The 25,651-nt window shown below is 71.1% G+C and carries 23 protein-coding genes; 6 read left to right on the top strand and 17 right to left on the bottom strand.

Going from position 1 to position 25,651, the window contains the following annotated elements:
* Positions 1 to 154 precede the first annotated feature (154 nt).
* From LUU90_RS23265 to metG, 4 genes are all read right to left on the bottom strand, one after another.
* Complete coding sequence (locus LUU90_RS23265) at positions 155 to 1,528, bottom strand: ubiquitin-like domain-containing protein (RefSeq protein WP_275006341.1); 1,374 nt, start codon at positions 1,526 to 1,528, stop codon at positions 155 to 157.
* 214 nt (positions 1,529 to 1,742) lie between these two features.
* Entirely contained in the window at positions 1,743 to 2,915 is a 1,173-nt protein-coding gene (locus LUU90_RS23260; RefSeq protein ID WP_275006340.1) for a ubiquitin-like domain-containing protein, read from the bottom strand.
* 90 nt (positions 2,916 to 3,005) lie between these two features.
* Positions 3,006 to 3,965: a TatD family hydrolase gene (locus LUU90_RS23255; RefSeq protein ID WP_275006339.1), complete on the bottom strand. Its 960-nt coding sequence runs from the start codon at positions 3,963 to 3,965 to the stop codon at positions 3,006 to 3,008.
* A gap of 11 nt (positions 3,966 to 3,976) precedes the next feature.
* Positions 3,977 to 5,602 (bottom strand): methionine--tRNA ligase, encoded by a 1,626-nt coding sequence (metG, locus tag LUU90_RS23250; protein ID WP_275006338.1) that lies wholly within the window; start codon positions 5,600 to 5,602, stop codon positions 3,977 to 3,979.
* A 149-nt stretch (positions 5,603 to 5,751) separates the two neighbouring features.
* On the opposite strand from metG, the gene LUU90_RS23245 reads away from it, so the two are divergent.
* Positions 5,752 to 6,348 carry an isochorismatase family protein gene (locus LUU90_RS23245; protein ID WP_275006337.1) on the top strand — a complete coding sequence of 199 codons (597 nt, stop codon included), beginning with the start codon at positions 5,752 to 5,754 and terminating at the stop codon, positions 6,346 to 6,348.
* A 24-nt stretch (positions 6,349 to 6,372) separates the two neighbouring features.
* Here LUU90_RS23245 and LUU90_RS23240 read toward each other — a convergent pair whose 3' ends face one another.
* Complete coding sequence (locus LUU90_RS23240; protein WP_275006336.1) at positions 6,373 to 8,076, bottom strand: dolichyl-phosphate-mannose--protein mannosyltransferase; 1,704 nt, start codon at positions 8,074 to 8,076, stop codon at positions 6,373 to 6,375.
* A 111-nt stretch (positions 8,077 to 8,187) separates the two neighbouring features.
* On the opposite strand from LUU90_RS23240, the gene rsmI reads away from it, so the two are divergent.
* Positions 8,188 to 9,063: a 16S rRNA (cytidine(1402)-2'-O)-methyltransferase gene (gene rsmI / locus LUU90_RS23235; protein WP_275006335.1), complete on the top strand. Its 876-nt coding sequence runs from the start codon at positions 8,188 to 8,190 to the stop codon at positions 9,061 to 9,063.
* 71 nt (positions 9,064 to 9,134) lie between these two features.
* Here the strand turns inward: rsmI and LUU90_RS23230 are convergent, their stop codons facing one another.
* Both LUU90_RS23230 and LUU90_RS23225 read right to left on the bottom strand, forming a co-directional pair.
* Positions 9,135 to 10,715, bottom strand: coding sequence for a family 20 glycosylhydrolase (locus tag LUU90_RS23230; protein ID WP_275006334.1), 1,581 nt, complete (start codon positions 10,713 to 10,715; stop codon positions 9,135 to 9,137).
* A 57-nt stretch (positions 10,716 to 10,772) separates the two neighbouring features.
* Entirely contained in the window at positions 10,773 to 12,221 is a 1,449-nt protein-coding gene (locus LUU90_RS23225; protein ID WP_275006333.1) for a hypothetical protein, read from the bottom strand.
* A 355-nt stretch (positions 12,222 to 12,576) separates the two neighbouring features.
* On the opposite strand from LUU90_RS23225, the gene LUU90_RS23220 reads away from it, so the two are divergent.
* From LUU90_RS23220 to LUU90_RS23210, 3 genes are all read left to right on the top strand, one after another.
* Positions 12,577 to 13,176, top strand: a complete 600-nt coding sequence (locus tag LUU90_RS23220) for a TetR/AcrR family transcriptional regulator (protein ID WP_275006332.1) — start codon at positions 12,577 to 12,579, stop codon at positions 13,174 to 13,176.
* Positions 13,177 to 13,381: 205 nt separating this feature from the next.
* Positions 13,382 to 13,810, top strand: a complete 429-nt coding sequence (locus tag LUU90_RS23215; RefSeq protein ID WP_275006331.1) for an organic hydroperoxide resistance protein — start codon at positions 13,382 to 13,384, stop codon at positions 13,808 to 13,810.
* A 234-nt stretch (positions 13,811 to 14,044) separates the two neighbouring features.
* Positions 14,045 to 15,157, top strand: a complete 1,113-nt coding sequence (locus tag LUU90_RS23210) for a DNA alkylation repair protein (protein WP_275006330.1) — start codon at positions 14,045 to 14,047, stop codon at positions 15,155 to 15,157.
* Between the two features lie 132 nt (positions 15,158 to 15,289).
* Here the strand turns inward: LUU90_RS23210 and LUU90_RS23205 are convergent, their stop codons facing one another.
* Entirely contained in the window at positions 15,290 to 17,092 is a 1,803-nt protein-coding gene (locus tag LUU90_RS23205; protein ID WP_275006329.1) for a cytochrome c biogenesis protein CcdA, read from the bottom strand.
* Between the two features lie 184 nt (positions 17,093 to 17,276).
* Between LUU90_RS23205 and LUU90_RS23200 the strand changes: the two genes are divergently transcribed.
* Positions 17,277 to 17,954, top strand: a complete 678-nt coding sequence (locus LUU90_RS23200) for a fasciclin domain-containing protein (RefSeq protein WP_275006328.1) — start codon at positions 17,277 to 17,279, stop codon at positions 17,952 to 17,954.
* A 154-nt stretch (positions 17,955 to 18,108) separates the two neighbouring features.
* On the opposite strand, the gene LUU90_RS23195 is transcribed toward LUU90_RS23200, so the two are convergent.
* The 9 genes from LUU90_RS23195 to LUU90_RS23155 all read right to left on the bottom strand — a co-directional run bounded on the left by LUU90_RS23195 (position 18,109) and on the right by LUU90_RS23155 (position 25,621).
* Positions 18,109 to 18,957 carry an anti-sigma factor gene (locus tag LUU90_RS23195; RefSeq protein ID WP_275006327.1) on the bottom strand — a complete coding sequence of 283 codons (849 nt, stop codon included), beginning with the start codon at positions 18,955 to 18,957 and terminating at the stop codon, positions 18,109 to 18,111.
* Positions 18,950 to 19,534 carry an ECF RNA polymerase sigma factor SigK gene (gene sigK, locus LUU90_RS23190; RefSeq protein ID WP_275006326.1) on the bottom strand — a complete coding sequence of 195 codons (585 nt, stop codon included), beginning with the start codon at positions 19,532 to 19,534 and terminating at the stop codon, positions 18,950 to 18,952. The genes LUU90_RS23195 and sigK overlap by 8 nt, the downstream gene beginning before the upstream one ends.
* A gap of 114 nt (positions 19,535 to 19,648) precedes the next feature.
* Positions 19,649 to 20,863: a D-mannonate dehydratase ManD gene (gene manD, locus LUU90_RS23185; RefSeq protein ID WP_275006325.1), complete on the bottom strand. Its 1,215-nt coding sequence runs from the start codon at positions 20,861 to 20,863 to the stop codon at positions 19,649 to 19,651.
* 57 nt (positions 20,864 to 20,920) lie between these two features.
* Positions 20,921 to 21,736, bottom strand: coding sequence for a carbohydrate ABC transporter permease (locus tag LUU90_RS23180; RefSeq protein WP_275006324.1), 816 nt, complete (start codon positions 21,734 to 21,736; stop codon positions 20,921 to 20,923).
* Positions 21,733 to 22,695 carry a carbohydrate ABC transporter permease gene (locus LUU90_RS23175; RefSeq protein ID WP_275006323.1) on the bottom strand — a complete coding sequence of 321 codons (963 nt, stop codon included), beginning with the start codon at positions 22,693 to 22,695 and terminating at the stop codon, positions 21,733 to 21,735. Before LUU90_RS23175 ends, LUU90_RS23180 begins: the two co-directional genes overlap by 4 nt.
* Positions 22,695 to 24,008 carry an ABC transporter substrate-binding protein gene (locus tag LUU90_RS23170; RefSeq protein ID WP_275006322.1) on the bottom strand — a complete coding sequence of 438 codons (1,314 nt, stop codon included), beginning with the start codon at positions 24,006 to 24,008 and terminating at the stop codon, positions 22,695 to 22,697. Before LUU90_RS23170 ends, LUU90_RS23175 begins: the two co-directional genes overlap by 1 nt.
* Positions 24,009 to 24,163: 155 nt before the next feature.
* Positions 24,164 to 24,406 (bottom strand): hypothetical protein, encoded by a 243-nt coding sequence (locus tag LUU90_RS23165; protein WP_275006321.1) that lies wholly within the window; start codon positions 24,404 to 24,406, stop codon positions 24,164 to 24,166.
* Complete coding sequence (locus LUU90_RS23160; protein WP_275006320.1) at positions 24,403 to 24,825, bottom strand: sigma factor-like helix-turn-helix DNA-binding protein; 423 nt, start codon at positions 24,823 to 24,825, stop codon at positions 24,403 to 24,405. Before LUU90_RS23160 ends, LUU90_RS23165 begins: the two co-directional genes overlap by 4 nt.
* Positions 24,826 to 24,844: 19 nt before the next feature.
* A complete protein-coding gene (locus LUU90_RS23155) occupies positions 24,845 to 25,621 on the bottom strand; it encodes a FadR/GntR family transcriptional regulator (RefSeq protein ID WP_275006319.1) in 777 nt (258 codons plus the stop codon).
* Between the last annotated feature and the right edge of the window lie 30 nt (positions 25,622 to 25,651).

Genomic DNA, 25,651 nt, shown 5'->3' with positions numbered 1-25,651 from the left:
CCCCCGCGCCAGCGAGGACAACCGAACGTAACTGATTTGTTACCGCTCGGCCAACTATCCCAGTGAATTGCAACTGTGTTCTCGGTCACTTGTCTTGGACAAGTGTCCAAGTCTCGGAGGGGCCTGTGAGGGGTGGCGGTGGGGCACTACCGGGTCAGTTCTCGGCCTGCCGCTTCGAGTCAGGCCCGGCATCGCGCTTCGGCTCGGTCTCCGTGTCGGACTTAGCGTCGGACTTAGCGTCGGACTTCGTGTCGGCCTTAGCGTCGGACTTGGCGTCGGACTTGGCGTCGGGCTTCGTGTCGGCCTTGGCGTCGGACTTGCCGTCGGACTTCGAGCCCGGCTTCGACTTCGTGTCGGACTTCGCGTCGGACTTCGGCTTCGGGTCCGGCTCGGGCTCGGGGCGCTTCTTCGTGCCGTACATGATCACCCTGTCGACAGGTGCCTTCGCGACCCAGGTGTTCAGCTGCTCCTTGCTCACGACCTTGCCGTCGACCTCGGTGATGTCCCACGACATGACCCGCTTGCCGGCGGCTCCTTCGGAGGCGACGTATGGGCCGAGATCCTCGTAGTGGTCCGGGTCGGTCGCCGTCACCGTGTCGAACGGCATCGTGCTGACCGTCTCGACGATGGAGGTTTGGATATCCTTGACGACCACAGTCACCGCGGGCGCGTCCTGATCGCCCATCGGCCTGTGCCCGACGGCGATCCGGTCGTCCGCGTCCACGGCGATGTCGTTCGCGGCGAGCAGCTCGTCGAGGTGCACGGAGCCGTCAGCCACCCGCTGCGTCTCCCCGCCGGCCACCAGGTACACCGGGCCGTCGGCGTCGAGCCGCATCGGGAGGGTCACCCGGCCCTCGGCACGCGAAGGGACCAGGACCACACGGCCGGACTCCTGCGAGAGCTGGCTCAGCGCCTGGTCGGCATCGAGTGCGGCCACCCAGGCGGTCCGTTGCTCGCCGTCGGCCCGCACGGTGACCTCGTGGGCATAGCGGACCACCACGGTGCCGCCGTCCCGCAGCGCGCCGTCCACGCCGGGCGTCACGACGTCCCGGCCGGTGAGCTCGACACCCTCCCCCGCCAGCAGGTCGCCGACGTCACCCTCGAAGGTCTCGACGGTGGCCACCTCGCCGTCCACGTCGAGCGTGACCGTCTTGTGGGCCGCCGCGTAGGTCGCGGCGCCACCGGCACCGGCCAGCGCGACGACCACGAAGGTCACGAGGAGCACCACGCCGCGGCGCCGCCTGGGTGGCTCCGGCTCGGGCGGCGGCGGCGGGGGCGGCGGGGTCGTCATGACCCCTGCCCCGCCGGTCGTCACGACCGGCGTCGGCCCGGAGGGATGGCCGGGCGGAAGGCTGTCCATCACCTCGGACGGGGTGTTGAGCACGTCCGCGACGGTCATCGCCGCGGGAAACACCTCGTCCGCGGGCGGCGGCGGGCCGAAAGGCTCGGTGAGGCCGACGTCGCCGTCGGCGTCGGGGTGGAGGAAGAGTCGTCTGGGGCTGCTCTGAGCCGGATGCGGAGATGTCACGCGGGTCCAGTCCTCGAGCGGTCCGGGCACGGCAGCCGGGGCGGCTCGCCTCGCACGCACCTCTCGCGCGAGACGTGGGCCCGGCTGTCCGATCCGGCGGTCTCACAGACCGTAACTCGGCCGTTACCAAATGCAAGCGCTATTGCGTGATTTGCTGAGCAAAGGGTCCAGAAAGCTCAGCAATACCCTAAATGTCTGCTGGGAAAAGCATGGCTCAGTACCAACCGATCTCCACGGAGTGGGCCCAAGCGCTGCAGGGTGTGCCGTAGCGCCCGGAGATGTACCCGAAGCCCCACTCGATCTGGGTGGCCGGGTTGGTCAGCCAGTCGCTGCCGACGGTCGCCATCTTGGAGCCCGGCAGCGCCTGCGGGATGCCGTAGGCGGAGCTGTTCGGGTTGTCCGCGTTCCAGCGCCAGCCGCTCTCCTTCTGCCAGAGCTGGTCCAGGCACGAGAACTCGTCGGCACCCCAGCCACGTTCCGCGGCCATCGCCTGGCCCAGTGCCCGTGCGGAGCCGGGGTCGACAGGGGCCGTGGCGACGTCCATGGTCCCTACCACCAGCACCTCGTTCACCGGCTTACGGGTGACCTTGCGCTCCACCAGCGTGCGCTCGACGACCGCCCCGCCGACCGTCTTCACCGCGTACGTCACCTTGGCCTCACCGGGCACGCCCGCCGTGCGGATCGACTCGTAGCCCTCCGGCAGGCTCGAGTCCTCGACGGTCTCGGTCTCGAACGGCAGCACCTCGGTCACCGTGCGCGACGACGAGGCGTCGCGACTAACCATGACGACCATCCCGTCCACGGCCGCGGCGTCGAGCGGCACGGAGGTGACGTCACGGTCGGCCAGCGAGATGCCCGCCTCGCGGAACAGGCCGCGGACCGTCGACTGGGTGGTGTGGAACTCGAGCACCGAGCCGTCCACCGCGATGTTCACCTGCTTGACCGTGGAGAACCGGACCGGGTCGCGGTCCAGCCGCGCGGTCCGGGAGGCCGTGGCGAGCGCACCGTCCCCACGCGGTCCCAGGGCCGCCAGCAGCTCACCGACGGTGCCCGCGGTGGTGCGGAGCGTCATGACCTGGCCATCTAGCTCGACGGTGACCTCGCGGCTGGTCCGGACCACCACGGTGCCACCCGCGCCGACGTCGGAGGTCGCGGCGGGCTGCACGACGTCGTCGCGCCCCAGCCGGATGTGCTGCGACGCGAGCGCCTCGCCCACCGTGTCCCCGTAGACACCGACCGTGCGGACGACGCCGTTGTAGTCGATCGTCAGGGTGTTCGCGTTGGCGACGTAGACACCGCTCACAGCAGCGAGCGTGCCGACGACGGCGCCACGGACCACCCAGCGGGCCGCTCTGCTCGCGAGCCACGGCCGTGCGTACCTCACCACGAGCACCAGACCGTAACGGAACAAACCGCGCAGGAAAAGCCAACCGGGCATGAAATGAAATACCGCATTCTTCGCCTCAATGCGGCATTTTCACCAGGTGCCGTAGACGCGTTCCGAGTTCGCGGCGAGGTCGGTGCACAGCGTCCCGAGGTCTTCGTCCAGGTGAGCCGCCATGGCTCTGGCCGTGTGGGCGGCCGCGAACGGGGCGTTCGGCTGGCCCCGGAAGGGGTGCGGCGTGAGGTACGGGGCGTCGGTCTCCAGCAGGATCAGCTCCCGCGGTGCCGCCGTCAGCGCCTCCCGCAGGTGATGGTTGGCCTTGAAGGTGACCGGCCCGGCGAACGACAGGTACCAGCCGTTCTCGGCGCAGACGCGGGCCATCTCGGCGTCGCCGCTGAAGCAGTGGAAGACGGTGCGCTCGGGGGCGCCGTCGGCCAGCAGGACCTCGATGACCTCGGCGTGCGCGTCCCGGTCGTGGATCTGCAGGGCGAGGCCCAGCTCCTTGGCCAGCGCGATGTGCGTGCGGAAGCTGTCCCGCTGGGCCTGCGCGCCGCGCGGACCCGTGCGGAACAGGTCCATACCGGTCTCGCCGATCGCCCGGATGCGTTCGTTGCCCTTGGCCAGGTCCGCGATCTCGGCGATCGCGTCGTCGAGCCCGACGGCGTGGTGCGCCTCGGGCTCCGGTGCGAGCCCGTCCGGCCCGACCTCGAGGATGCCGGCGTGCAGCGTGGCTTCGTTGGGATGGATGGCGACGGCCCCCAGGACCCCCGCCGTCGGCTGAGCACCCGCGCCCGACGTCGTGAGGAGGGTGTCGGTCCACCGGGCCGACGGGAGGTCACAGCCCACCTGGACCACACGGTCCACCCCCGCACGCGCGGCACGCGCCAGGTGGTCGGCGACCGACGGCGGCCAGGCGCCACCTGGCTCGCCGTCGGGCGGCGTGTCCGGGAGGACAGCACCGATGTGGTCGAGGTGGGTGTGGTTGTCGACGACGGGTACGGGCAGCGGCTCCGGATCGGCCGGGAATCCGCGCTCGCGTGTGCGCTTCGCCATCTCCGGGCCGCTCAGGCCGTCTGGTCCTCGAGGCGCGGGAAGAGTGAGGCGCCCTTCGTCACCGTGGTGCCTGCGGGCAGGACGCCGAAGGCGGCGGCACTCTCGAGAGGCTGCGCATCGAGCGCCCCGAGGTGAGCCTCCGCGCCGAGCAGCTCCCACAGCGCGGCCGCCGCCTTGGGCGTGATGGGGTTGAGCAGCACCGCGAGCGACCGCAGCGCTTCCGTGGCCGTGACGAGCGTCGTGGCGAGGCGTCCGCCGTCGACCCCGGCGCCGGACTCGTCGGTCTCGCCGGGCTCCTTCGCGAGCTTCCACGGCTGGGTGTCGGCGAGGTAGCCGTTCGTGGCGTCCACGAGCGTCCACACCGCCGACACGGCCTCGTGGATGGCCAGCCGGTCGATCGCGGCCTCGGCGTCGGCCACGGCCTTGGCCGCGACCTGAGCGAGGGCGACCTCGGCGTCCGTGCGCTCACCAGGAGTCGGCAGCGAACCACCGAAGTACTTGCCGATCATCGCCGCGGTCCGGGACGCGAGGTTGCCGAACCCGTTGGCGAGCTCGCCGTTGTAGCGGGCGGACATGTCCTCCCAGGAGAACGAGCCGTCGCCGCCGAACGCGATGGTCCGCATGAAGTAGTAGCGGAACGCGTCCGACCCGAAGGTGTCGATGATGTCCGACGGCGCGATGCCGGTGAGCTTGGACTTGCTCATCTTCTCGCCACCCACCAGCAGCCAGCCGTGCGCGAACACCGTCTTCGGCAGGGGCAGGCCCGCGGCCATGAGCATGGCCGGCCAGATCACGGCATGGAACCGCAGGATGTCCTTGCCGACGAGGTGCACGTCGGCGGGCCAGGTCCGTGCGAACTGTTCCTTGCGCTCGGGGTCGCTGCTGTCCAGGCCCACGGCCGTGGCGTAGTTGAGCAGGGCGTCGAACCACACGTACAGCACGTGCGACGAGTTCCACGGGATCGGGACACCCCAGTCGAACGTGGAGCGCGAGATCGACAGGTCCTGCAGGCCCTGCTTCACGAAGCTGACGACCTCGTTGCGGGCCGACGCCGGCTGGACGAACTCGGGGTGCTCCTCGTACAGGGCGATCAGCCGGTCGGCGTACGCGCTCATCTTGAAGAAGTAGTTCTGCTCGGAGAGCATCTCGACAGGCGTCCCGTGGATGGGGCACAGCTTCTGGCCCTCGTGGTCGCCCGTGCCGTCGACCAGGTCGCCCGGCAGCTTGTACTCCTCGCAGCCCACGCAGTACGGCCCCTCGTAGGAGCCCTCGTAGATCTCGCCCTTGTCGTACAGGTCCTGGAGGAACGCCTGCACCGCGGTCTCGTGCCGCTCCTGCGTGGTGCGGATGAAGTCGTCGTTGCGCACGTCGAGGGTCTTGAGCACCGGCTTCCACGCCGTCTCGACGAGCCGGTCCGCCCAGTCCTGAGGGGACACGCCGTTCGCCTCTGCGGTGCGAAGCACCTTCTGGCCGTGCTCGTCCGTCCCGGTGAGGAACCAGACGCTCTCCTGCCTCTGACGGTGCCAGCGCGTCAGGACATCGGCGGCGACCGTCGTGTACGCGTGCCCGATATGAGGGGCATCGTTCACGTAGTAGATCGGCGTCGTGAGGTAGAAGGTCTTCTCGGCTTCCGGCATGACCTCAATGGTAGTTGGGTCGCGGCGGAGAGCGGCGCGCGGATGGTCGGCATCTCGTCAGGTGGTCGGCATTCCGGGGTACCGATCATGTGACGGACTACCGATCGCTCGGGGACCGGGCGGGCGCCGGTCGGTGGCAGAGTGGGGGCATGAGCATCAGCGAGTCCGGAACCGTACGCCGGGCGCTCGTCGTCGTCGACGTGCAGCCCACGTTCTGCGAGGGCGGTGAGCTCGCCACGGAGGGCGCGAACGAGATAGCGCACCGCGTCGCGGCCTACGCCGCCGCGCACCGCGACCGGTACACCACCGTGGTGACCACGCAGGACTGGCACATCGACCCGGGCGAGCACTTCAGCGACACCCCGGACTTCGTCGACTCCTGGCCGCCGCACGGCGTCGCCGGCACGCCCAACGCCGAGCTGCACCCGGCGCTGTCCGACCTCGACCCGGACGCCCGGCTCAAGAAGGGCCAGTACTCGCACGGGTACTCCGGCTTCGACGGCGCGGACGAGCACGGCCGCACGCTCGCCACCGTCCTGGAGGAGGCCGGGGTCACCGACGTCGACGTCGTGGGCCTCGTCGAGTCGCACTGCGTGAAGCACACCGCACTCGACGCGCGCCGAGCAGGGCTTGCGGCGCGGGTGCTGACCGACCTGACGATCCCGGTGTCACCGGCGCAGGGCGAGGTCGCCGAGCGGGAGCTGACGGCCGCGGGCGTGGAGCTCCGCGACTCCTCGGCGATCTGATCGCAGCTCGACCGGCGAGGTCCGTCAGATCCAGCTCGGGAGCAGCATGAGGCGCTGCCAGTACTCGTACGGCACCGGCATCGCCGTCCAGATCGGGTAGTAGAGCACGCTCACCCCCACGATCAGCACCACGAGCACGGCGGCCAGCCAGCACACGATGCGCCGGTCCCCGCTCCGGCGTGCGGTCCGTTCGATCCCGACGGCCAGCAGGTACACGAGGGTCAGGATCACGAACGGCGTGAACACGATCGTGTAGAAGGTGAAGATGGTCCGGTCGGCCAGCGGCCACGAGTACTGGAACCAGGGCAGCCAGCCGGCCGCGATGCCCGTCAGGGCGGCGGCGCCGCGCCAGTCGCGGAACCGGATGGCGAGCACCAGCACGACGGGGATCGCCAGCGCGCCCAGCCACCACAGCAGCGGGTTGCCCAGCGACGTCACGGCGGTCGCGCAGTCGCCGACGGCGTCCGCGGGGCACGGCCCCTGGCCGGGGGTGTACTTCTCCCAGAAGAACGACGTCGGACGCCACTGCACGATCCAGCCCAGCGGGTGCGACGCGTAGTTGTGGTCCGAGTCCAGACCCGTGTGGAAGTCCCACATCATGTGGTGGTACTCCCACAGCGACCGTCCGGCCTCCCACGCGCCCTGCGCCCAGCCCCAGTCGGGCCACCAGCCGGGCGGCGTCACGCCGTTCACCGCCGCCCAGTCGCGCAGGTACGACTTCGGGTGGGCGAACCAGGCGGACCACGACGCGATGTAGACGGCGGCCACCGTGGGCAGCATGATCAGGGCGGCCGGGACGGCGTCGACCACCAGGGCGTCCTCCCACCAGCGCTCGACGCCGGCGGTGCGGCGCGCCGTCATGTCCCAGACGACCGTGAGCAGGCAGAACGCCGCGACGAAGTAGAGGCCCGACCACTTGACGCCGCATGCGAGCCCCAGCGACACCGCCGCGGCGAGCCGCCACCAGCGGAACCCGAGGCGCGGCCCGTACTTCCCGATCGCCCCGCCCGCCTCGACGATCTGCGCCACGCGGTCCGCGAGCCGCCGTCGGGCCCACTCCCGGTCCATCACCAGGCAGCCGAACCCGACCAGCACCCAGAACATGAGGAACTGGTCCAGCAGGCCGGTGCGCGAGTGCACGATCGCCTCGCCGTCGACCGCCAGCAGCAGGCCCGCGACCAGGCCGAGCATGGTGGAGGAGAAGAGCCGCCGGGCGATCCGCACCATGAGCAGGACGGCGAGCACCCCGATGACCGCGCTCGCGATGCGCCACGCCATGGGGTTGTCGGCCCCGCCCATGAGGCGCATCCCGATGGCGATCATCCACTTGCCGACGGGCGGATGGACGACGTACTCGGCCTCGTCGGTCTTGTACGAGCTGACGTCACCGGCCTCGAACGCCGGGTTCGGGTCCTCGGGCCAGGCGGCCTCGAACCCGAGGCTGGCCAGTGACCAGCCCTCCTTGACGTAGTAGGTCTCGTCGAAGACCAGCTTGCCGGGACGGCCCAGCTCCCACAGCCGCGCACCCGCGGCGATCGCCGTCACGAGCAGGGCGCCGAGCACGCCCCAGAACCGGTCGGCGGCGGTCCGTCCCAGCGCCAGACGGCGCTCACCCAGCAGATCGCGCAGCAGCCGGTCGCGCACGGAAGGCACGGGCCGCGCAGGCTGCCCGACGGCGGGGAACGACCCCGTGCGCGTCATCCGGCCCGCGACGGCTTCACGGCGCATGTGCGCGCCGTACGTTCCGGGCAGAGCCTGCTGCGTTGCGGCGAAATGCGCTCCTGTGGCGTCAGGCTGCTGAGACACCGGGCCAGCATAGAGCGTGGGACCCTGTGGTTCATGACCGAACCGTCCCTGGTTCCCGGGCCCGCGCCCGAGGCCGGCTCCCTCGTCCTGGCCGCCACCCCGATCGGCAACACGGAGGACGCCTCACCGCGCCTGGTCCGGCTGCTGGCCGAGGCCGACGTCGTGGCCGCCGAGGACACCCGCCGCCTGCACGGGCTGGTCGCTCGACTCGGGGTCGAGGTACGCGGCCGGGTGACCAGCTACCACGAGCACAACGAGACGGCCAGGGCCGACGAGCTCCTCGACGTCGTCGCCGGCGGCGGCACCGTGGTGGTCGTGACCGACGCCGGGATGCCGTCCGTCTCGGACCCGGGCTACCGCATCGTGGAGCGCGCCATCGAGCGCGAGCTGCGCGTCACCGCCGCCCCCGGACCGAGCGCCGTGCTGACGGCGCTGGCGCTCTCCGGCATGCCCACCGACCGGTTCACGTTCGAGGGCTTCCCGCCGCGCAAGGCGGGCGACCGGGCCCGGACGCTCTCCGCGCTGGCCGCCGAGCCGCGCACCATGGTGTTCTTCGAGGCACCGCACCGGATCGCGGAGACGCTGGCCGCCATGGCCACCGCGTTCGGGGAGACCCGGCCGGCCGCCGTCGCGCGCGAGCTCACCAAGACCTACGAGCAGGTGCTGCGCGGCCCGCTCGCCGACCTCGCCGAGCGGGCGGCCGCGGAACAGCTGCGCGGCGAGATCTGCGTGGTGGTCAGCGGCGCGCCCGCGGTGCGGGTCAGCGTGGAGGACGTCGTGGGCGAGGTCCTCGAGCGGGTCGCCGCGGGCGAACGGCTCAAGGTGGCGGTCGCCGAGGTCGCGGAGACGGCGGGCGTGCCGAAGCGGGACCTCTACGCGGCGGCCCTGGCGTCCCGCCCCCCGAAGTAACCCGTTGAGTGCTGGCTATTTGTTGAGATCGGGCCGTTTTCTCAACAGATAGCCAGCACTCAACGAAAGGGCTACCAGTCGATCTGTGGGGTCGGGTGGTACGTCGAGCCCTCGCGGCGCCACGTGCCCGCCTCGACCGCCACCCGGCTCCTGAACGACTCCCAGTCCTTCGCGGCCGGTCGCGACCAGGCGGTCTCGGCCACCGCGGCGAGCCGGGGCAGCAGCATCGAGAACAGATCGTCGCGGCTCAGCAGGGTCTCGGTCCAGACGGCGGCCGAGACGCCCTCGATCGCCGACTCGGGCAGGCCCTCGATGAGAGCCGCCGGGTCCCAGTCGTAGGAGTCGTGCAGCTCGACGAACGCGGCCCACTGCTGGCCCAAGGGGTGCTCGGGCGTGTACTTCATGTCGAGGTAGGCCCGGTCGGCCGGGGACATCACGAACTTCGCGCCGGCTTCGGCTGCACGCAGGAACGGCGCGTGATCCGGCCGGGTGTCCCAGTACTGCAGCACCGTGCCCGGCCGGACGACCGCCGGTCCTTCGCCGTCCGCCACCGCGTCGGACGCCACCGCGCCGGACGCCACCGCGCCGGACGCCACCGCGGCCCCCGCCTGCGCCGCCACCGCCACCGCCGACTGGTCACCGTGCGCGGCGCCCGCGGCCTCCTGCCACGCGACGGGCGTCTTGCCCGCACCCGTGACGATCTCCTGGCACAGGGTCACGAACCGGCCGAACTCCTCGGGCTCCATGGTGTGGACCTCGTCGCCGCCGAAGTGCACCCACGGCCCCAGCGTCATGCGCGCGACGTCGGTGAACACGTCCCGCAGGAACGGCTCGGTGGCCGGCAGGTCGATGTGCAGCTTCGAGAAGCCGACCTCGATGCCGTCGTAGGTGTCGGTCGGCTCACCCGAGGGTGTGAGCTCGCCGTAGGCGTGGGTCGCCGCGTTGACGTGCCCGGGCACGTCGATCTCGGGCACGATGACGATCTCCCGCTCGGCCGCGTACTCCTGCAGCTCGCGGTACTCGTCGGCGCCGAGGAACCCGCCGGTCGCCCCCGACACGGCCGTCTGCGACGACTTCTCCGTCAGCGCCGGCCGGGACGGGATCTCCAGCCGCCAGCCCTGGTCGTCGGTCAGGTGCAGGTGCAGCCGGTTCATCTTGTACGAGCCCACGAGATCCACGACGGCCCGCAGGTCGGCCGGCCCGAACCAGTGGCGCACCACGTCCAGCGACAGCCCGCGCCACGCGTACCGCGGCTCGTCGCGCACGACGACGGCGCCCACCTCGAGCGGTCCGTCCGTCTCCCGGCGGCCCGCGTTGACGAGCTGCCGCAGCGTCCGCACGCCGTGCAGCAGGCCCGCACGCTCGGGCGCCGCGACGGCCACGCCGGCCGCCGTCACGGTCAGGGTGTAGCGCTCCGGGTTGCTGGAGCCGGCGGGGCCGGCGGCGGGGTCCATCGTCAGGTCGACGGGCGTCCCGCCGTCCGGCACGACGGACGCCCCGGTGGTGGCGAGGAGCTCACCCGCGAGGCGCACGACGACGGCGTCCGGCGCGTCGACGGTGACCGCCGTGAGGTCCAGCACCCCCTCGGCCGGCATCAGCTCGACAGGTGCTGGGATGACTGCGTCGGCGACGATGCCCGCGCTGCTGCTCACGGTGGTCACGATTGTTAGGGCCCCTTCGCTCCGATGGTTGCCCGCAGTTTCGCAGGTTCAGCCTGCGGAGACCAGACCCAGGAGCGGTTCGGTGGGCATGATGCTCGTGGGATCCGCCGGAACCTCGCTGGGCGCCGACCAGCCGAGGAACGTGTGCGCGGGGATCTCGCCGGCGACGTCGGCCCACACGCCGGCCGCCGTGGCCTGCCCCTCGCCCGGACCCGCGGCGGTGAAGACCACCGCGACCTGCGGCGGAACCTGGAGCTGCGCCCGGTCCACCACTGACGCCGCCGTCGACTGGTGCACCTCCAGCATGATCTGCGGCAGGCCGCGCTCCGTCGCGATCTTCGCGAGCCGGTCCACGACCGCCTGCAGCTCCGCGACGGGCACCGCGCCCGCCTCCGCGCCATTGCCCGCCAGCCGGAACTCCGGGTGCACCGACAGGCCCACACCCGGCTTCGACAGCAGCGGCTCCACCTCGTCGAGCTGCGCGGCAAGCGGCTCGTTGCCGGGTGCGACGTCCAGCAGCACGAGCTGTCCGGCCGCACGGATCGCGTCGACGGCCGGGGTGAGCAGATCGAGCGGCTGCTCGTCGACGTAGTCGCCGTCCTCGCCGGCCGCACCGGACCGCAGGCTCGCGGTGACGGTGACCAGGGGCGAGCCGCCCAGTACCTCGCCGTTGGTCGTGGCCGCGGTTACCGCCCGAGCCGCGTCGGCCGCCGGGTCGGCGATGCCGGCCGGCACGGTGTACGACGTCGACACGTACCGGCCGGGGAACAGCCGCAGCGTGCCGTCGGGCAGCGTGGCCCCCGAGGTGGCCACGGCCACCTGCCAGCCCAGGTCGTCGGCCGAGCCGAACTCGGCGCCGATCCCCACCACGCCGAGCGGCTTGAGGGTACGGATGGTCTCCACCGTCTCCGGCCCGGCGGCGACGCTGCCCCCCGGGACCACCACGGGCACGGCGCCGGCGGCGAGCGCCGTGCCGATCGCCGCTTCCTGTCCGAGCTTCGGGTCGACCGCCACGAGGATCTCCTGCAGCAGCTCTGGGTCCGCGACGTCGGGGATCTTCGAGCGCAGCCCGTCCACGTCGGCCGCGTCGAGCCGGTCGGCGGTGGGCATCTGGACCTTGGCGACGTTCTGCTTCTTGTCGTTGCCGCCTCCACGGCCCGTGGAGGCGGCCGCCTCGGCGGCCGCGCTCAGCGCGCCCGGGTCGAACCGGACCGCCTCGGCCTCGCCGGTGGCGTCCCCGACGGCCGCGAGCGCCTCCTCGTCCCCGATGACGACGACGGTGCTCGCGCCGAGCCGTTCGAGCTCCGTGGCGAGATTCTTGTCCGAGACGCCGCCGTCGGTGAGCAGCACGGGGGCGGTGACGGCGGCGCCGGTGGCCGCGGCGGTGGAGCGCGCGTCGTCGTCGTCGGCCGACGCGAGCACGGCTACCGGAGAGGCGTGGAAGAAGGCCTGGCTCGCGGTGAGCGCGAGCTCTGCGGGGTCGGTCGAGTCGAGCACGAGTGCCGGCCCGGACGGTTCACGGACCTGAAAATTCTCCCCCGTCCTCCCGTCGACACCCCCGGCCGTCGGCACCGTGCAACCGGCGAGGACGAGGGCGGCTGCCGCGAGCAGAGCCGCAGCGGACGCAGAACGGTGGTGCGGGACGAATCGGGCGTTCCGGATGACCACGGGTGCCATTGTCCCCCACCCGGCGGTGAAGTGGAAACCCCGGGGTAGCGACGACCCCAACACGGGCCGACCTACGGATGAACAGGCCTGGGCGGCGGGATCGAGGTAGACGAACCCGTCAGTACACCGCCGCGTAGAATGGTCCTTCGGATCATCGAAAACGAGCACGGAAGCAGATGGCGCGATGAGCACCCCGACAGCGGGCGGCCCGACGGCCCGGGACCGCGTCCTCGACGCGGCGACCGAACTCTTCTACTCCCAGGGGATCCGCGCGGTCAGCGCGGACCGGATCATCGAGCGTGCCCGGATCACGAAGGTCACGTTCTACCGCCACTTCCGCACCAAGGACGCACTGGTGGTGGCCTACCTCGAACGGCAGGCAGCCTGGGAGCGCGAGGCGCTGGACGGCGTGCGTGCGAGCACCGGCGACGACGCCGAGGCCCTCCGGCGCTTCGCCCGCGCCGTCGGCACCGAGACGTGCCGCCCGGGTTTTCGCGGCTGCTCGTTCATCAACGCCGCGGCCGAGTACGCCGACCCGGACAGCCCGGTGCGGCAGGTCGTCGCGGAGCACCGCGCCTGGTACCGGCGGACCTTCGCCGCGATGGCCGGGCACCTGGGCGTGCCCGACCCGGAGCAGGCGGCCGACGAACTGATGATGCTGCGGGACGGCGCCATGCTGACCGGCTACCTCGACGACCCGTCCCGGGTCGGCGAGGCGCTGGAGCGTGCCATCTTCGCGGTGGTCGACGCCGCCCGGACCGCCCAGCCCGCGCAGCCCGCCTAGTTATCGCAACAGCGCCCCGTCGCGCCGCGCACGAGCCCGCCGCCACGTCCTGTGGCGGCGGGCTCGTGCCGTTCCCCGGCTGCCCTTCCCGCCGGCAGGCCGGGCCGCTCACTTGTGCGCGGCAGGGTTCGGCCCTACGGTAGACGTACTAGTTCGTCTACTTGGCCGGAGCGCTCGTGCGCCGGTCTCAGAGAAGGAGCAGAACATGGCTGACAGCATCTACACGGCAGTCGCGACGTCCACGGGCGACGGCCGCGCCGGAGGCCACGTGGTGACCGACGACGGCGTACTCGACGTCGGCCTGGCGATCCCGCGCGAGATGGGCGGCCCGGGCGGGGCCACCAACCCCGAGCAGATGTTCGCCGCGGGCTGGGCCTCGTGCTTCCACAGCGCGCTCAAGGCGGTCGCCGCCTCGCAGAAGGTGCAGATCAACGACTCCGCCGTCATCGCGGAGGTGGGCCTGAACCCGATCGACGGCGGCGGGTTCGGCCTGAGCGCCGCGCTGCACGTGGAGCTCTCCGGGGTGGACCAGGACACCGCCGACAAGCTCGTCGAGGGCGCGCACGCCATGTGCCCGTACTCGAACGCCACACGCGGCAACATCCCCGTGACGATCGACGCGACGGTCGCCTGAGCCGGAGGTGCAGCGCAGGGTGCGGGCCGAGGAACGAGGCACGCGCCCGAAGCGGAACCGCAGGCTCAGGCGATACAAGTAGGACCTGAGCCGGAGGTGCAGCGCAGGGTGCGGGCCGAGGAACGAGGCACGCGCCCGAAGCGGAACCGGCTCGCCGAGCGTCGATGTCAGAGGCTCAGGTCACCCTGGTGACCTGAGCCTCTGCCGTACCCGCCCTCGTCGAGAAGGAATCGCATGCCGTTCGCCGACCAGCTCATCAGTGACCACACGGCCACCACGCTCACCGACGCCGTGGGTGTGGCCGCCCCGGACCTGGTCCTGCGCGCGCTACCCGCGACGGTCGGCCGGCTCGGCGAGCTCTCGCTCCGCGAGCGGGCGGACCTGCTGCGCGACGCACTGCTGGCCGACGTACCCGGCGGGTACGCGGACCTCGCCCGGGTGGTGCGCGCCGCACGCGACGGCGTGACGCCGTTCACGGGCTGGTTGATCTGGCCCGTCACGAGTGCCGTGGCGGAACGCGCGGTCGAGGAGGGGACGGACGCCGCCTTCGACGACGCGATGGACCTCCTCGCCGAGCTCACCGGGCGCCTCACCGCCGAGTTCGCGGTGCGCACCCTCCTGCGCCAAGACCTGGACCGCGCCCTCGGCCGCGCCACGGCCTGGACGCGGTCCGACGACGCCGATGTGCGCCGGCTGGCCAGCGAGGGCACCCGCCCGTATCTGCCCTGGGCAGTGCGGGTGCCGCAGATCCTGGCCCGCCCGGGAGTGACCGTGCCCGTCCTCGACGCCCTGTACCGGGACGAGAGCAAGTACGTACGCCGGTCCGTCGCCAACCACCTCAACGACCTCAGCCGCGACCACCCCGAGCTGGTGGTCGCCACGGCCGGCCGCTGGCTCGCCGAGCCCACCGCGACGACGCAGGGACTCGTGCGGCACGCGCTCCGCACGCTGGTCAAGCGTGGCGATCCGGGTGCCCTGCGGCTGCTCGGGTTCGGCCCCGCCTCCCTCGAGATCGAAGGCCCGGTGCTCGACGGCGCCCGCGTGCCGTTCGGCGGCACGCTCCGGTTCACGGCCGAGGTCCGCAACGTCGGCGCCGAGGAGGCCCGACTGTCCATCGACTACGTGGTCCACCATCAGAAGGCCAACGGTTCCCGCACCGCCAAGACGTTCAAGCTGACCACCCGCACGCTCGCACCCGGCGAGCGGGTGCGGCTCAGCCGCGAGCACTCGTTCCGGCCGATCACCACGCGCCGCTACTACCCGGGACCGCACGCCGTCGCCCTCCAGGTCAACGGCATCGCCACCGACCTGGCCGCGTTCGAGCTGGAGACCCCGGTGGACGCCTGAGCGCCTGGACTCCTGGACTCACCGAGCGTCAGCGCAGCCACGTCCGAACGATCCCGGCGGCGTAAGCGGCCCACCCCGTGGGTCGAGCTGGTCGAGACCTGATCTCGACCAGCTCGACCCACGGGCCCGGCCTTACCCGAACGTCATGGTGAAGACCTGGACACCCTTCGGCACCTTCAGGTCCACGAGCCCCTCGGTCCGGTCGTCACCCTCGAGCACCGGGTAGAGCCGCGGGTTGCCGGAGACATCGATCTGCAGGATCTCCTGGGTCTCGCCGTCGGCGTCGGTGACTGCCGCCTCGACCGTTCCCTCGCCGCCGAGGACCACGAAGACGTCGGCCGACCGATACGCGACGCGCACCCGTGCGTCGTCGGACAGCGCCTGCGCGCCCTGGAAGTCGACCTCCCAGCTACCGCCGAGCGAGAACGTGTCCTGCTGCTGCCCGTCCGCGAGGACGAACTCCTGGCGGCCGGCCGCGTATTCGGGTTCACCCGCGTAGTTGATGACGCGCTTGATGGAGAAGTAGGTCTCGGGCGTGATCTCGTCGAGCGGTGACGCGTCCTGCACCGTGGTGGCCGCCGGCAGCTGTACGCCGGGGTTCGCGTCCGTCAGGAGCTCGCGGATCAGCTTCTCGGTGTTCTCGTAGCCGCCCTCGCCCAGGCGGATGTGCCGCACGGTGCCGTCGGAGTCGATCAGGTACTGGGCCGGCCAGTAGCGGTTCCGGTAGGCCGTCCAGGTCGCGTACGAGTTGTCCTGGGCGATCGGGTAGGTCACGTCGAGGTCCTCCGCACCCTTGATCACGTTCCGCGTCTCCCGCTCGAACGCGAACTCGGGGGTGTGCACACCGATCACCTCGAACCCCTCGCCGACGTCGGCATACGCGTCGTACCAGGCGTTGAGGTGCGGGATGGCCCGCTGGCAGTTGATGCAGGAGTAGGTCCAGAAGTCGACAAGCACGACCTGGCCACGCAGGGCCTCGAGCTGGAGCGCCTCACCCTGAGGGGTGTTGAGCCATGCGTCGATGCCGCGGATCTCGGGCGCGGTGCCGCACTCCTCGAGCACCGGTGCGCCGTTCGAGCAGTTGGACAGCTCACGGTTCTCGTCGGTGACGAGGCCGCCCAGGTCGAGTGCCTGCCGCACGGTCTCCGAGGAGTCAACCCGCTCCTGCAGCGCACCCGTGTAGTCCGGGAGCTGCCGCTGGATCGCGGCGGGCACGTTGAACGCCAGGGCGATGGCCAGCAGGATGACGACCACACCGCCGCCGGTCCGGATGGCCTTCGTGTGCCGCTGGAAGGCCTGGACCCGCTCGGCGATCCGGCGTCCGGCAAGTGCGAACAGCAGGAGCGGGAGCGCGGCGCCGACGGCGAACGACACCGTCAGGGCCACGGTCTCCGGCCCGATGTTGCCCGTGGCGCCCGCGACGGTGATCGCGGCGAGGACCGGTCCGGCGCACGGCACGTAGAGGACGCCGAGGCCCATACCGAGGACGAATGCGCCCCGGTCCTGCCGGGCCGCGCCCCGCTTCGCCCCGAAGGCGGCGATGCGCTGGAAGGGCCGTTCAAGGACGGTCTCGAACCGGGGCACGATCATGCCGATGCCCAGCAGAATGAGCAGGGTGATCCCCGCCCAGCGCAGCAGGTCCTGGGGCAGGCCCAGGACCGTGAGCAGCAGGGAACCGAGCAGCGTGAAGACGCTGAAGCTCAGGACCAGGCCGGCGATGACGATGTAGGGGCGCAGAGAGCGCCGGGTGCGCACGGCGGTGGCGGTGGCGGTGGCGGTACCGCCGGTGCCAGTGCCCCCGTTGTCGTCGGCGCTCCGTGGCCGCGCACCCTGGACACCGCCCGCGAAGAAGATCACGGGCAGCATCGGCAGGATGCATGGCGATATTCCGGTGATGAGGCCTCCCAGGAGGCCGATGACGATGAGGGTTCCCATGCAGCCGGTTCGGTACGGCGGCCCGTCCGGATGGGTGGAGCCGCGGTTCCGGGCGGATCCGTCCCCGTTCCGAACACCGAAAAAACTCGTACCCATCCGGCCCCATCCGGGTGGCCGCCGGCTCCGAACCTCGGTCAAGACGCCCCGTGAGACCGCGGGGTGACGACACACCGAGGAGAGACCGATGAACGTTCGAACCCGCAAGTCTTATGCAGCAGTCGGCATCGTCGCCCTGACCATGATCGGCCTCAGCGCCTGCGGCTCGGGCACGGAGGACGAGGCCGGCGCGAGCGAGACCACGGCGACCGAGGAGGCCCCCGCGGAGGAGCCCACGGACGAGATGACCGAGGACATGGCAGCCGACCCGGCCGCCAACCTCGTGGGCCCGGGCTGCGCGGCCTACGCCGAGCAGGTGCCCGACGGCCCCGGTTCGGTCACGGGCATGTCCACCGACCCGGTGGCGGTCGCGGCCTCCAACAACCCGCTGCTGACGACGCTGGTCGCGGCGGTGAGCGGCGAGGTGAACCCCGACGTGAACCTGGTCGACACCCTCAACGGCGACGAGTTCACGGTGTTCGCCCCGGTGGACGAGGCGTTCGCCGCGGTCGACGCCAAGACGATGAAGAGCCTGGAGACGGACGCCGACCTGCTGAGCACGATCCTGACCTACCACGTGGTCCCCGGGCAGCTCACGCCCGACCAGGTGATGGGTGAGCAGACCACCGTCCAGGGCGAGACCCTCGAGGTCACCGGCAGCGGCGACGAGCTCAAGGTCAACGACGCCAACGTGATCTGCGGCGGCGTCATGACCCAGAACGCGACCGTCTACCTGGTCGACTCGGTGCTCCTGCCCCCGATGTGAGCATCCTCTGAAGCATGATCGCTGAGCGGGCCCTCCGGGTCTCGACAGGTTCCACCACCGGTGGTGGAACCTGTCGAGAACCGGAGGGCCCGCTCTTCTGTGCGCGCACGAAAGAGCGGGCAACCCGTCGTACGGGTTGCCCGCTCGAAGGCCGTCAGGCTCCGAGGACCACGACCGGGTCGGTGGTCGGCTGCTCGGAGCCGGCCTCGGGCTCGACGGTCACGGCCATCCCGATGCCCTCGACGCCCTGGACCAGCGACGCCGTCTCGCCGTCCCGCACGGAGAGGACGCCCGCCGAGGAGACGCTGCCGTCCTCCGCCACCACCCAGAGCTGGTAGGCGCGGCCCGGGGCCGGCTCCGGCAGGTCGTCGGCACGGAAGAACATGTCGTCGTCAGCCACGAGCACGGACGCCTGCCCCCCGCCCGCGACGGCGCCGCGGAGGATCGAGGCGTCGGGGTCGACCAGCATCTCCGACACGATCTCGCTCTGCTCCTGCAGGCGGTCGCGTTCCGCCGTCACCTGCACGGCGATGGTCGTCGGGACGGCGATGGCCGCCGCCGCGGCCACCGCGGTGAGCGCGACGCCCCAGCGACGTGTCCGCCTGCGCGCGGTGAGGTCGACGACGTCGCCGCCAACGCCCGTCGTCGGCCCGCCTGCCGGCGGAGCGGCCACAGCCGACGACGACGGCGCGGTCATGCCCGACGACGCAGTCGTGCCCGACGACGCGCTCGGGGCACTCGTGGCGGACAGCTGCGGTGTGTTCCGCACGCGGTCGAGCACGCTCGCACGCAGCTCGGCCGGGGGTTCGGTGTCGACAGCGAACGCCGCGACGACCTCGCGGTACTCGTCCAGGGCACGGCGCGCATCGGCGTCCGACTCGAGGAGCCGCTCCACCGACCGGCGTTCCAGGTCGTCGAGGGCGTGCAGGGCGTAGCCGGGCAGGAGGTCGCGCACGTCGCCCTGCGCGCCCTGCGCGGCCTCGCGGTCGTCGCGGTCAGACATTGCGCGCCACCCCCAGGCAGTCCCGCAGCCGGATGAGTCCGTCACGGATGCGGCTCTTGACGGTCGGCAGGGCCGCGCCGAGCTGCTCGGCGACCTCGCGATAGGTGAGGCCGCCGTAGTACGCGACCACCACCGCCTCGCGCTGGGTCGGGGTGAGCCCCTCGATGCAGCGACGTACCGCCGAGCCGTCGAGGCTGCGCTCGACATCCTCGACGACCACGTCCCGCGCGGACTCGCCGTTGCGCAGGTCGGTGTCCCGCTGGTCCCGGTCACGTCGAGCCTGCTCCGAGCGGACGCGGTCGACCGCGCGCCGTCGGGCGAGCGTCGCGACCCAGGTGCGGGCGGAACCGCGAGCCGCGTCGAACCGTGCCGCCGTCTGCCACACCTCCACCATTACCTCCTGGGTCACCTCGGCCGCGTGATCCGGGTCCCGGAGGACGCCGATCGACGCGCCGTACGCTACCGGGGCCAGCGCGTCGTACACGGGAGTGAACGACGCAGGGTCACCGCCGGCGCACGCCGTGAGGAGTGCGTCGACGGAGTCGCGCGACGAGGTACGGGCGGGTGGTGATGCCACCGGCCCAGTCTGCCTCACGAAGACCCGATCATCTCTACACAGCAGGTTCGGTGCCGAGACGTTATCGGATGGGCGTGCATCTGCCGCAGAGCTGTGATCCGCCGCACGCTCGGCTCACCAGTCGTGGACCGAGCCGTCCTGGAGCCGGTTGACCGGGAGGTAGCCGGGCACGTACGGGTGCGCGGCCGCGAGCTCCTCGTCCAGCTCCACGCCGATGCCGGGGGCCTCCCCGGGGTGCAGGTAGCCGTCCTCGAACGTGTAGGCGTGGCGGAAGACCTCGTTGGTGCGGGCCGTGTGCCCCGAGTACTCCTGGATGCCGAAGTTGTGGATCGCCAGGTCCAGGTGCAGCGCGGCCGCCATGCCCACCGGCGAGATGTCCTCCGGCCCGTGGATGGCGCTCTTGATCCCGCGCTGCCCCGCGTAGTCGAACAGCTTCCTCATGGGGCTGACGCCGCCGAAGTGGGTGACGGCGGAGCGCACGTAGTCGATGAGTCGTTCGTCGACGAGCGTCTGGTAGTCGAACACGGTGTTGAACACCTCGCCGATGGCCAGCGGCGTCGTCGTGTGGTGCCGCACGAGGCGCAGCGCGTCCTGGTCCTCGGCGGGCGTGCAGTCCTCCAGCCAGAACAGGTCGTACGGCTCGAGGTCCTTGCCGAGGCGGGCCGCCTCGATCGGGGACAGCCGGTGGTGCGCGTCGTGCAGCAGCGGCAGGTCCGGGCCGAACTCGTTGCGGACCGCCTCGAAGACCCGCGGGATGTACCGCAGGTAGGCGGCGGTGTCCCAGTCCTCCACGACGGGCCGGGCGAGCACGTCCGGCGCCGACCCGTCGTCCGACGTCGAGGTGTGCACCCCGTAGACGGACTGGAGGCCCGGCACCCCGCTCTGGATGCGGATGCTGCGGTAGCCGCGCTCCTGCAGCGCCCGCACGGAGTCGAAGATCTCGGGCAGGCTGGAGCCGTTCGCGTGCCCGTAGGCCATGATCCGGTCCCGGCTCGCACCGCCGAGCAGCTGGTACAGCGGCAGGCCCGCGACCTTCGCCTTGATGTCCCACAGCGCGACGTCGACGGCGGCGATCGCCGCCATGGTCACCGGACCGCGGCGCCAGTAGGCGCCCCGGTAGAGGTACTGCCAGGTGTCCTCGATGCGGTGCGGGTCTCGGCCGATCAGCAGCGGGGCGACGTGGTCGCGCAGGTAGCTGACCACGGCGAGCTCACGCCCGTTCAGGGTGGCGTCGCCGAGCCCCGTCACACCGTCGTCCGTGGTGATCTGGAGCGTGACGAAGTTACGGCCGGGCGAGGTGACGACGACCTTCGCGTCGACGATCTTCATGCGGAGACTTTCTGTTGGCGGTTCAGGAGGAGTTGCCGGTTCGGCAGGACGGCGGCGTCAGCCCTTGGTGGCGCCTGCGGTCAGGCCCGCCACGAGGTAGCGCTGGCCGAAGACGGCGGCGAGGAGCACGGGCACCGTCATCAGGGTCGCGGCGGCCATCAGCCCGCCCCAGTCGGTGCTCGCGTAGGACATGAAGTTGAAGAGCAGGACCGGCATCGTCATGGTGCGCTCGTCCGCGAGGATCAGGGCGAAGATGAAGTTGTTCCAGCTGAAGATGAACGCCAGCACCGCGGCGGACGCCGTGCCGGGCGCCGCGAGCGGCAGCGCGATCCGCAGGAACGCTCCGAAGGCGGAGAGCCCGTCCGTCCGTGCGGCGTCCTCGAGCTCGACCGGCAGCCCCTCGAAGAAGCCGATCATGATCCACAGGATCAACGGCACGGAGACGAACATGTGGCTCAGGATCAGCACCAGGTGGCTGCCGACCAGGCCGAGCTGCGCGAACATGTAGTACCAGGGCACGAGCAGCGAGATGGCCGGGACGATGCGGGCCACGAGCACCATCGACCCGGTCCGGCGCATCCGGAACCGCCCGACCGCCCAGGCGGCAGGTACGGCGATCACCACGCTGAGCGCCGTCGAGACGGCACCGATGAGCAGCGAGTTGCCCAGTGACTGCACCAGGGCGCCGTCGGCCAGGACACCCCGGAAGTTGTCCCACGTGGGCGAGAAGACCAGGCCGACGGTGGGGTCGGTGACCTGCACGTTCGTCTTGAACGCAGCGGCGATCATCCAGACGATCGGCAGCGCGATGACCGCGCACACGAGAAAGATCAGGACGGCGCGCAGGGTGCGGTAGGTGGTCGATGCGCTCACGAGGCGCTCCTCTCGGTCCGGCGCCGCAGCACGACGACTATCGCGACGATGAACAGCGTGAACAGGACCAGGACGGCGGAGGCGAGGCCGTACTCCTGGTAGTCGAAGGTGAGGCCATAGGCGTAGACGTTCAGGGTCTCGGCCTCGAAGTCCGAGCCGCCGCCCGGGCCCTTGGTCGCGTAGATCAGGTCGAACGTCTTGAGCGCGTCGACGCCGCGGAGGACCAGGGCGGTGAGGATCGTGGTGCGCAGCATGGGCAGGATGATGTGGACGAACCGCTGCCAGGCGTTGGCACCGTCGACCTTCGCGGCCTCCTCGGGCTCCTCGGGCAGGGTGGTGAGTCCGGCCAGCAGCAGCACGGTCATCATCGGCGTCCACTGCCAGACGTCGATGAGCATCAGGGTGGGCAGTGACTGCGAGACCGACCCGAGGAACTCTTGCGGCGGGATGCCCACGAACCCGAGCAGGTGGTTGGCGATGCCGTTGGTCGGGTCGAGGATGAGCATCCAGAGGATGCCGATGGCGACCGGCGTGGCCAGCAGCGGGACCATCAGGATGGTGCGGACGATCTCCATCCCGCGGAACGGCTTGCGCATGAGCATCGCCAGGGCCAGCCCGAGCACGGTCTCCAGGAGCACGGCCACGAGCGTGAAGACGACGGTGCGCCCCACGGCCGGCCAGAAGCGCCGGGTGTCGGTGAGGGCGTCCGCGAAGTTCTGCAGACCCACGAAGGAGTTGCCCGCGTTCACCGCACCGAACGCGTCGGTGAGGCTGAGGTTGATGGTGAACGCCAGCGGGAACACGATCATCAGGCCGACGAACCCCAGGGCCGGGGTCAGCAGCGCCCACTTGAGACGGCGGTTCGCCTGCTCGAACGTGACCATGGGCCTGGTGCCCGACGACGGGGTACGGCGGCCGGGCGTGGCGCCGACGGCGGGACGGGTGCTTGTCGTCGTCATCAGAACTCCCGCTGACGGTTGTCACGGACGAGGAAGTCGTTGAACTCGGCGTCGGCGTCGGCCGCGACCGCGCGCACGTCCTCACCGACGATCCCGGAGACCAACGGTCGGCCGACGATGTCGCGAGCGCGGCCCACCTGCATCACCTCGGGGCGGTCGTGCCCGACGCCGTTGGCGGCGTTGACCCGCATCGCCTCGGCGAGATCGGCCGGGAAGGACTCCAGCGTCGAGGGGTCGTCCCAGACGGACTGCCGGGCGCCAGGGATGCCCTCGGCCTGCAGCCGGGCGACCATCCGCGGGCTGGAGGCCCAGCGGACGAACTCCCACGCGTCGTCCCGCAGCAGCGAGAACTCGTTGATCGCGAGGCTCCACGACGGGATGTTGTGCGGGACGGAACCCGCCTGACCTGCGGGGAAGGGTGCGAACCCAACCGTGTCGGCGACCGTGGAGATCTTCGGGTCGAGAAAGTTGCTGTAGATCGCGTCGGCGTCGACGTACATCGCGGCCTTGCCCTGCGCGAAGATCGGCATCGCCTGTTCGAGGCTCATGTTCGTGGCTCCGGGCGGTCCTGCCTCGTGCAGCAGGCGGCCGTAGTACTCGTAGGCGGCGACCGCCTCGGGCGTGCCGATGCCGGACCGCCCGTCGTGCATGAAGTCGCCGCCGAACGAGTAGAGGAAGCTCGACCACTGGGTGACGGCCCCGCTGCGCTGGCCACGGCCGACGTAGCCGAAGAAGCCCTCGCTGCGCCGTTCCAGCTCCAGGGCGATCTCGAGCATGTCGTCGAGGGTGCGCGGCGCTCCCCCGAAGTCCTCGAGCAGGTCCTTGCGGTAGTAGAGCGCGGGACGCTCGGTCACCACGGGGACGCTGACGGCGGCGCCCGCCGTGATCGACCGCTCCCGCGGGGCCTCCTGGAAGTCGCTCCAGCGGAAGTCCGCGTCGTTCTCCACCCGGTCGGTGAGGTCGGCGATCCAGCCGTTGCGCGCGAACATCATCTGGTCCTGCAGCGGCCGGACCGTCATGACGTCGATGTCGGTGGCCGAGGCGTTGAGCTTGACATTGAAGCTCGACGTCAGCTGGTCGGCGGTGAGCATCCGCATGGAGACCTTGCGGCCGATCTGCTCCTCGAACTCGGGCAGGTAGCGGCTGATCGCCTGCGTCCAGACGTGGTTGATCGCGAGCACCCGCAGCGGGGCGTTCGGGGCAGCCGTCTGCGGCCCGCGCGAGCAGGCGGCCAGCACGGACGCGGCGGCGAGCACGCCGAACGACCGTCGGCTCAGCTCGCCGGCGCGCCGTCGGCTCGTGGGGGGTGTCATGCGTGCGTCACACCTCCATGTGTGGCAAGGAATCTTGTTCGGGACCAGTGGTCCAACTGGTAGGACCAGTTGGACGCTAGCACGGTGACGAGGGCGTTCCAAACGTGCTGGCACCGCAGGACGGCGGCACCGCCTCAGCCGCGGGGACGCCCGCGTCAGATGATCGAGGCAGCCCTGTCGACGGAGGTCGGCGGATCCGCATCGACCGCGATCAGCATGCCGTCGTCGTACTCCATCAGCGTGACCGCATCAAGCGTGCTACCGCCGCTCCGGATGATGCGCACCAGATCACGGGCGCACGCGCGGGACGAGCTGACCGCATCACCACCACTGAAGCCGGCATCGACGGCCTCTGGGGAAACCAGGTGCCGCCGCGTGAACCTCGTCGCGCAGCTCACTCATGCGCATCCAGGATCAGGTCGACCTCGCCCTCGGTAAGAAATCCGCCTTCGAGGAGCACCTCGACGTCCTCCTCCGACGAACCGGGTAGAGCACCGTCGACGGGGTCGACGACGCGGGGCATCCAGGCCGTCACCTCCCGCAGGCGTCGGAACATCTGGTCGGTCGAGCACTTGCCCACGAACCTCTCAAGCACGATTTCCTCGACCGACTCACCGACGCCCAGCACCTTGGCCCGGGCGATCAGTCGATGCACAGCGGACTGGGACATGTGTACGGCACGCGCGATGTCACGCTGCGGCATGCCGCCTTCGGCGGCGAGGTACACGCGCCGGGTCCGCTCGAGCTCCGCCAGGCGCGCCCGCGCGTAAGCCATCTTCAGATCTGACTCGCCAACACGGGCAACGTTGTTCGACATGACGACCTCCCGCGGCCGGCTACCGCCCCAGCAGCGTCTCGATGTGCCGGGACGCCATCAGGTCCAGGCCGACGTCGAGGTCCGCGCCGTACGTCCGCAGGCCGAGCGCCAGGTGCTCGCGCATGCGTTCCCGGGCGAGCTCGACGTCGCGCGCCTTGATCGCATCGACGATCTCGGGGTGGTGCGGCACTCCCGGCTCCCCGATCCGCGGGTCGGAGTTGGACCGCAGCATCATCTCGAACATCATGCCGCCGATCGACGACAGCATGGTCCGCAGCACCGGGTTGCCGCAGGCCGCGGCGATGGTGTCGTGGAACCGGAGGTCCTCGCGCGCCTTGTCGACGACGTCGCCCGCCGACTCGACCCGGTCGAGTGCCTGCACGATCGCCTCGACCTGCTCGTCCGAGGCGCGTTCCGTGGCCAGTCCTGCGATCTCCACCTCGAGCGGGATCCGTGCCTCGATGAGCTGCCGGACGGTCGGCCGCTCCGTGCGGTACAGCGCGTCGTACCCGCGGGCGTGCGCCGACGACTGCTCGGCGACGAACGACCCGCGCCCGGGTGCCACCTCGATGAGGTCGGTGGCCTCCAGCCGGCGCAGCACCTCCCGGATCACGTTGCGGCTCGCGCCGAACTGCACGGCGAGCTCACGCTCCGACGGCAGCTTCGCGCCCACCGCCCACTCGCCCGTGCGGATCTGCTGCTCCAGCTGCCGCGCGATGTGCTCGGTGAGCAGGCCCCTGCGTCCGGTCGTGCCCGTGTCACGGGGGTCCGACGGCGGCACGAGGGGGGTAGTCATGCGTCGAGGATAAGCACCGGTCGCCATCCG

Origin of the sequence: Promicromonospora iranensis (genome assembly GCF_028994775.1) — a bacterium.
In the GTDB taxonomy this organism is placed as follows: Bacteria; Actinomycetota; Actinomycetes; order Actinomycetales; family Cellulomonadaceae; genus Promicromonospora; species Promicromonospora iranensis_A.
This window is presented reverse-complemented; position numbering and strand designations above follow the sequence as displayed.

Bases quoted from the DNA above. Each gene is read 5' to 3' on its own strand.
- LUU90_RS23215 (WP_275006331.1), top strand. From the start codon at position 13,382: ATGGCTGACAGCATCTACACGGCAGTCGCGACGTCCACGGGCGACGGC.
- LUU90_RS23160 (WP_275006320.1), bottom strand. From the start codon at position 24,825: ATGTCGAACAACGTTGCCCGTGTTGGCGAGTCAGATCTGAAGATGGCT.
- LUU90_RS23220 (WP_275006332.1), top strand. From the start codon at position 12,577: ATGAGCACCCCGACAGCGGGCGGCCCGACGGCCCGGGACCGCGTCCTC.
- metG (WP_275006338.1), bottom strand. From the start codon at position 5,602: ATGCCGGAAGCCGAGAAGACCTTCTACCTCACGACGCCGATCTACTAC.
- LUU90_RS23175 (WP_275006323.1), bottom strand. From the start codon at position 22,695: ATGACGACGACAAGCACCCGTCCCGCCGTCGGCGCCACGCCCGGCCGC.
- LUU90_RS23205 (WP_275006329.1), bottom strand. From the start codon at position 17,092: ATGGGAACCCTCATCGTCATCGGCCTCCTGGGAGGCCTCATCACCGGA.
- LUU90_RS23255 (WP_275006339.1), bottom strand. From the start codon at position 3,965: ATGGCGAAGCGCACACGCGAGCGCGGATTCCCGGCCGATCCGGAGCCG.
- LUU90_RS23155 (WP_275006319.1), bottom strand. From the start codon at position 25,621: ATGACTACCCCCCTCGTGCCGCCGTCGGACCCCCGTGACACGGGCACG.
- LUU90_RS23170 (WP_275006322.1), bottom strand. From the start codon at position 24,008: ATGACACCCCCCACGAGCCGACGGCGCGCCGGCGAGCTGAGCCGACGG.
- LUU90_RS23200 (WP_275006328.1), top strand. From the start codon at position 17,277: ATGAACGTTCGAACCCGCAAGTCTTATGCAGCAGTCGGCATCGTCGCC.
- LUU90_RS23240 (WP_275006336.1), bottom strand. From the start codon at position 8,076: ATGCGCCGTGAAGCCGTCGCGGGCCGGATGACGCGCACGGGGTCGTTC.
- LUU90_RS23210 (WP_275006330.1), top strand. From the start codon at position 14,045: ATGCCGTTCGCCGACCAGCTCATCAGTGACCACACGGCCACCACGCTC.
- rsmI (WP_275006335.1), top strand. From the start codon at position 8,188: ATGACCGAACCGTCCCTGGTTCCCGGGCCCGCGCCCGAGGCCGGCTCC.
- manD (WP_275006325.1), bottom strand. From the start codon at position 20,863: ATGAAGATCGTCGACGCGAAGGTCGTCGTCACCTCGCCCGGCCGTAAC.
- LUU90_RS23245 (WP_275006337.1), top strand. From the start codon at position 5,752: ATGAGCATCAGCGAGTCCGGAACCGTACGCCGGGCGCTCGTCGTCGTC.
- LUU90_RS23195 (WP_275006327.1), bottom strand. From the start codon at position 18,957: ATGTCTGACCGCGACGACCGCGAGGCCGCGCAGGGCGCGCAGGGCGAC.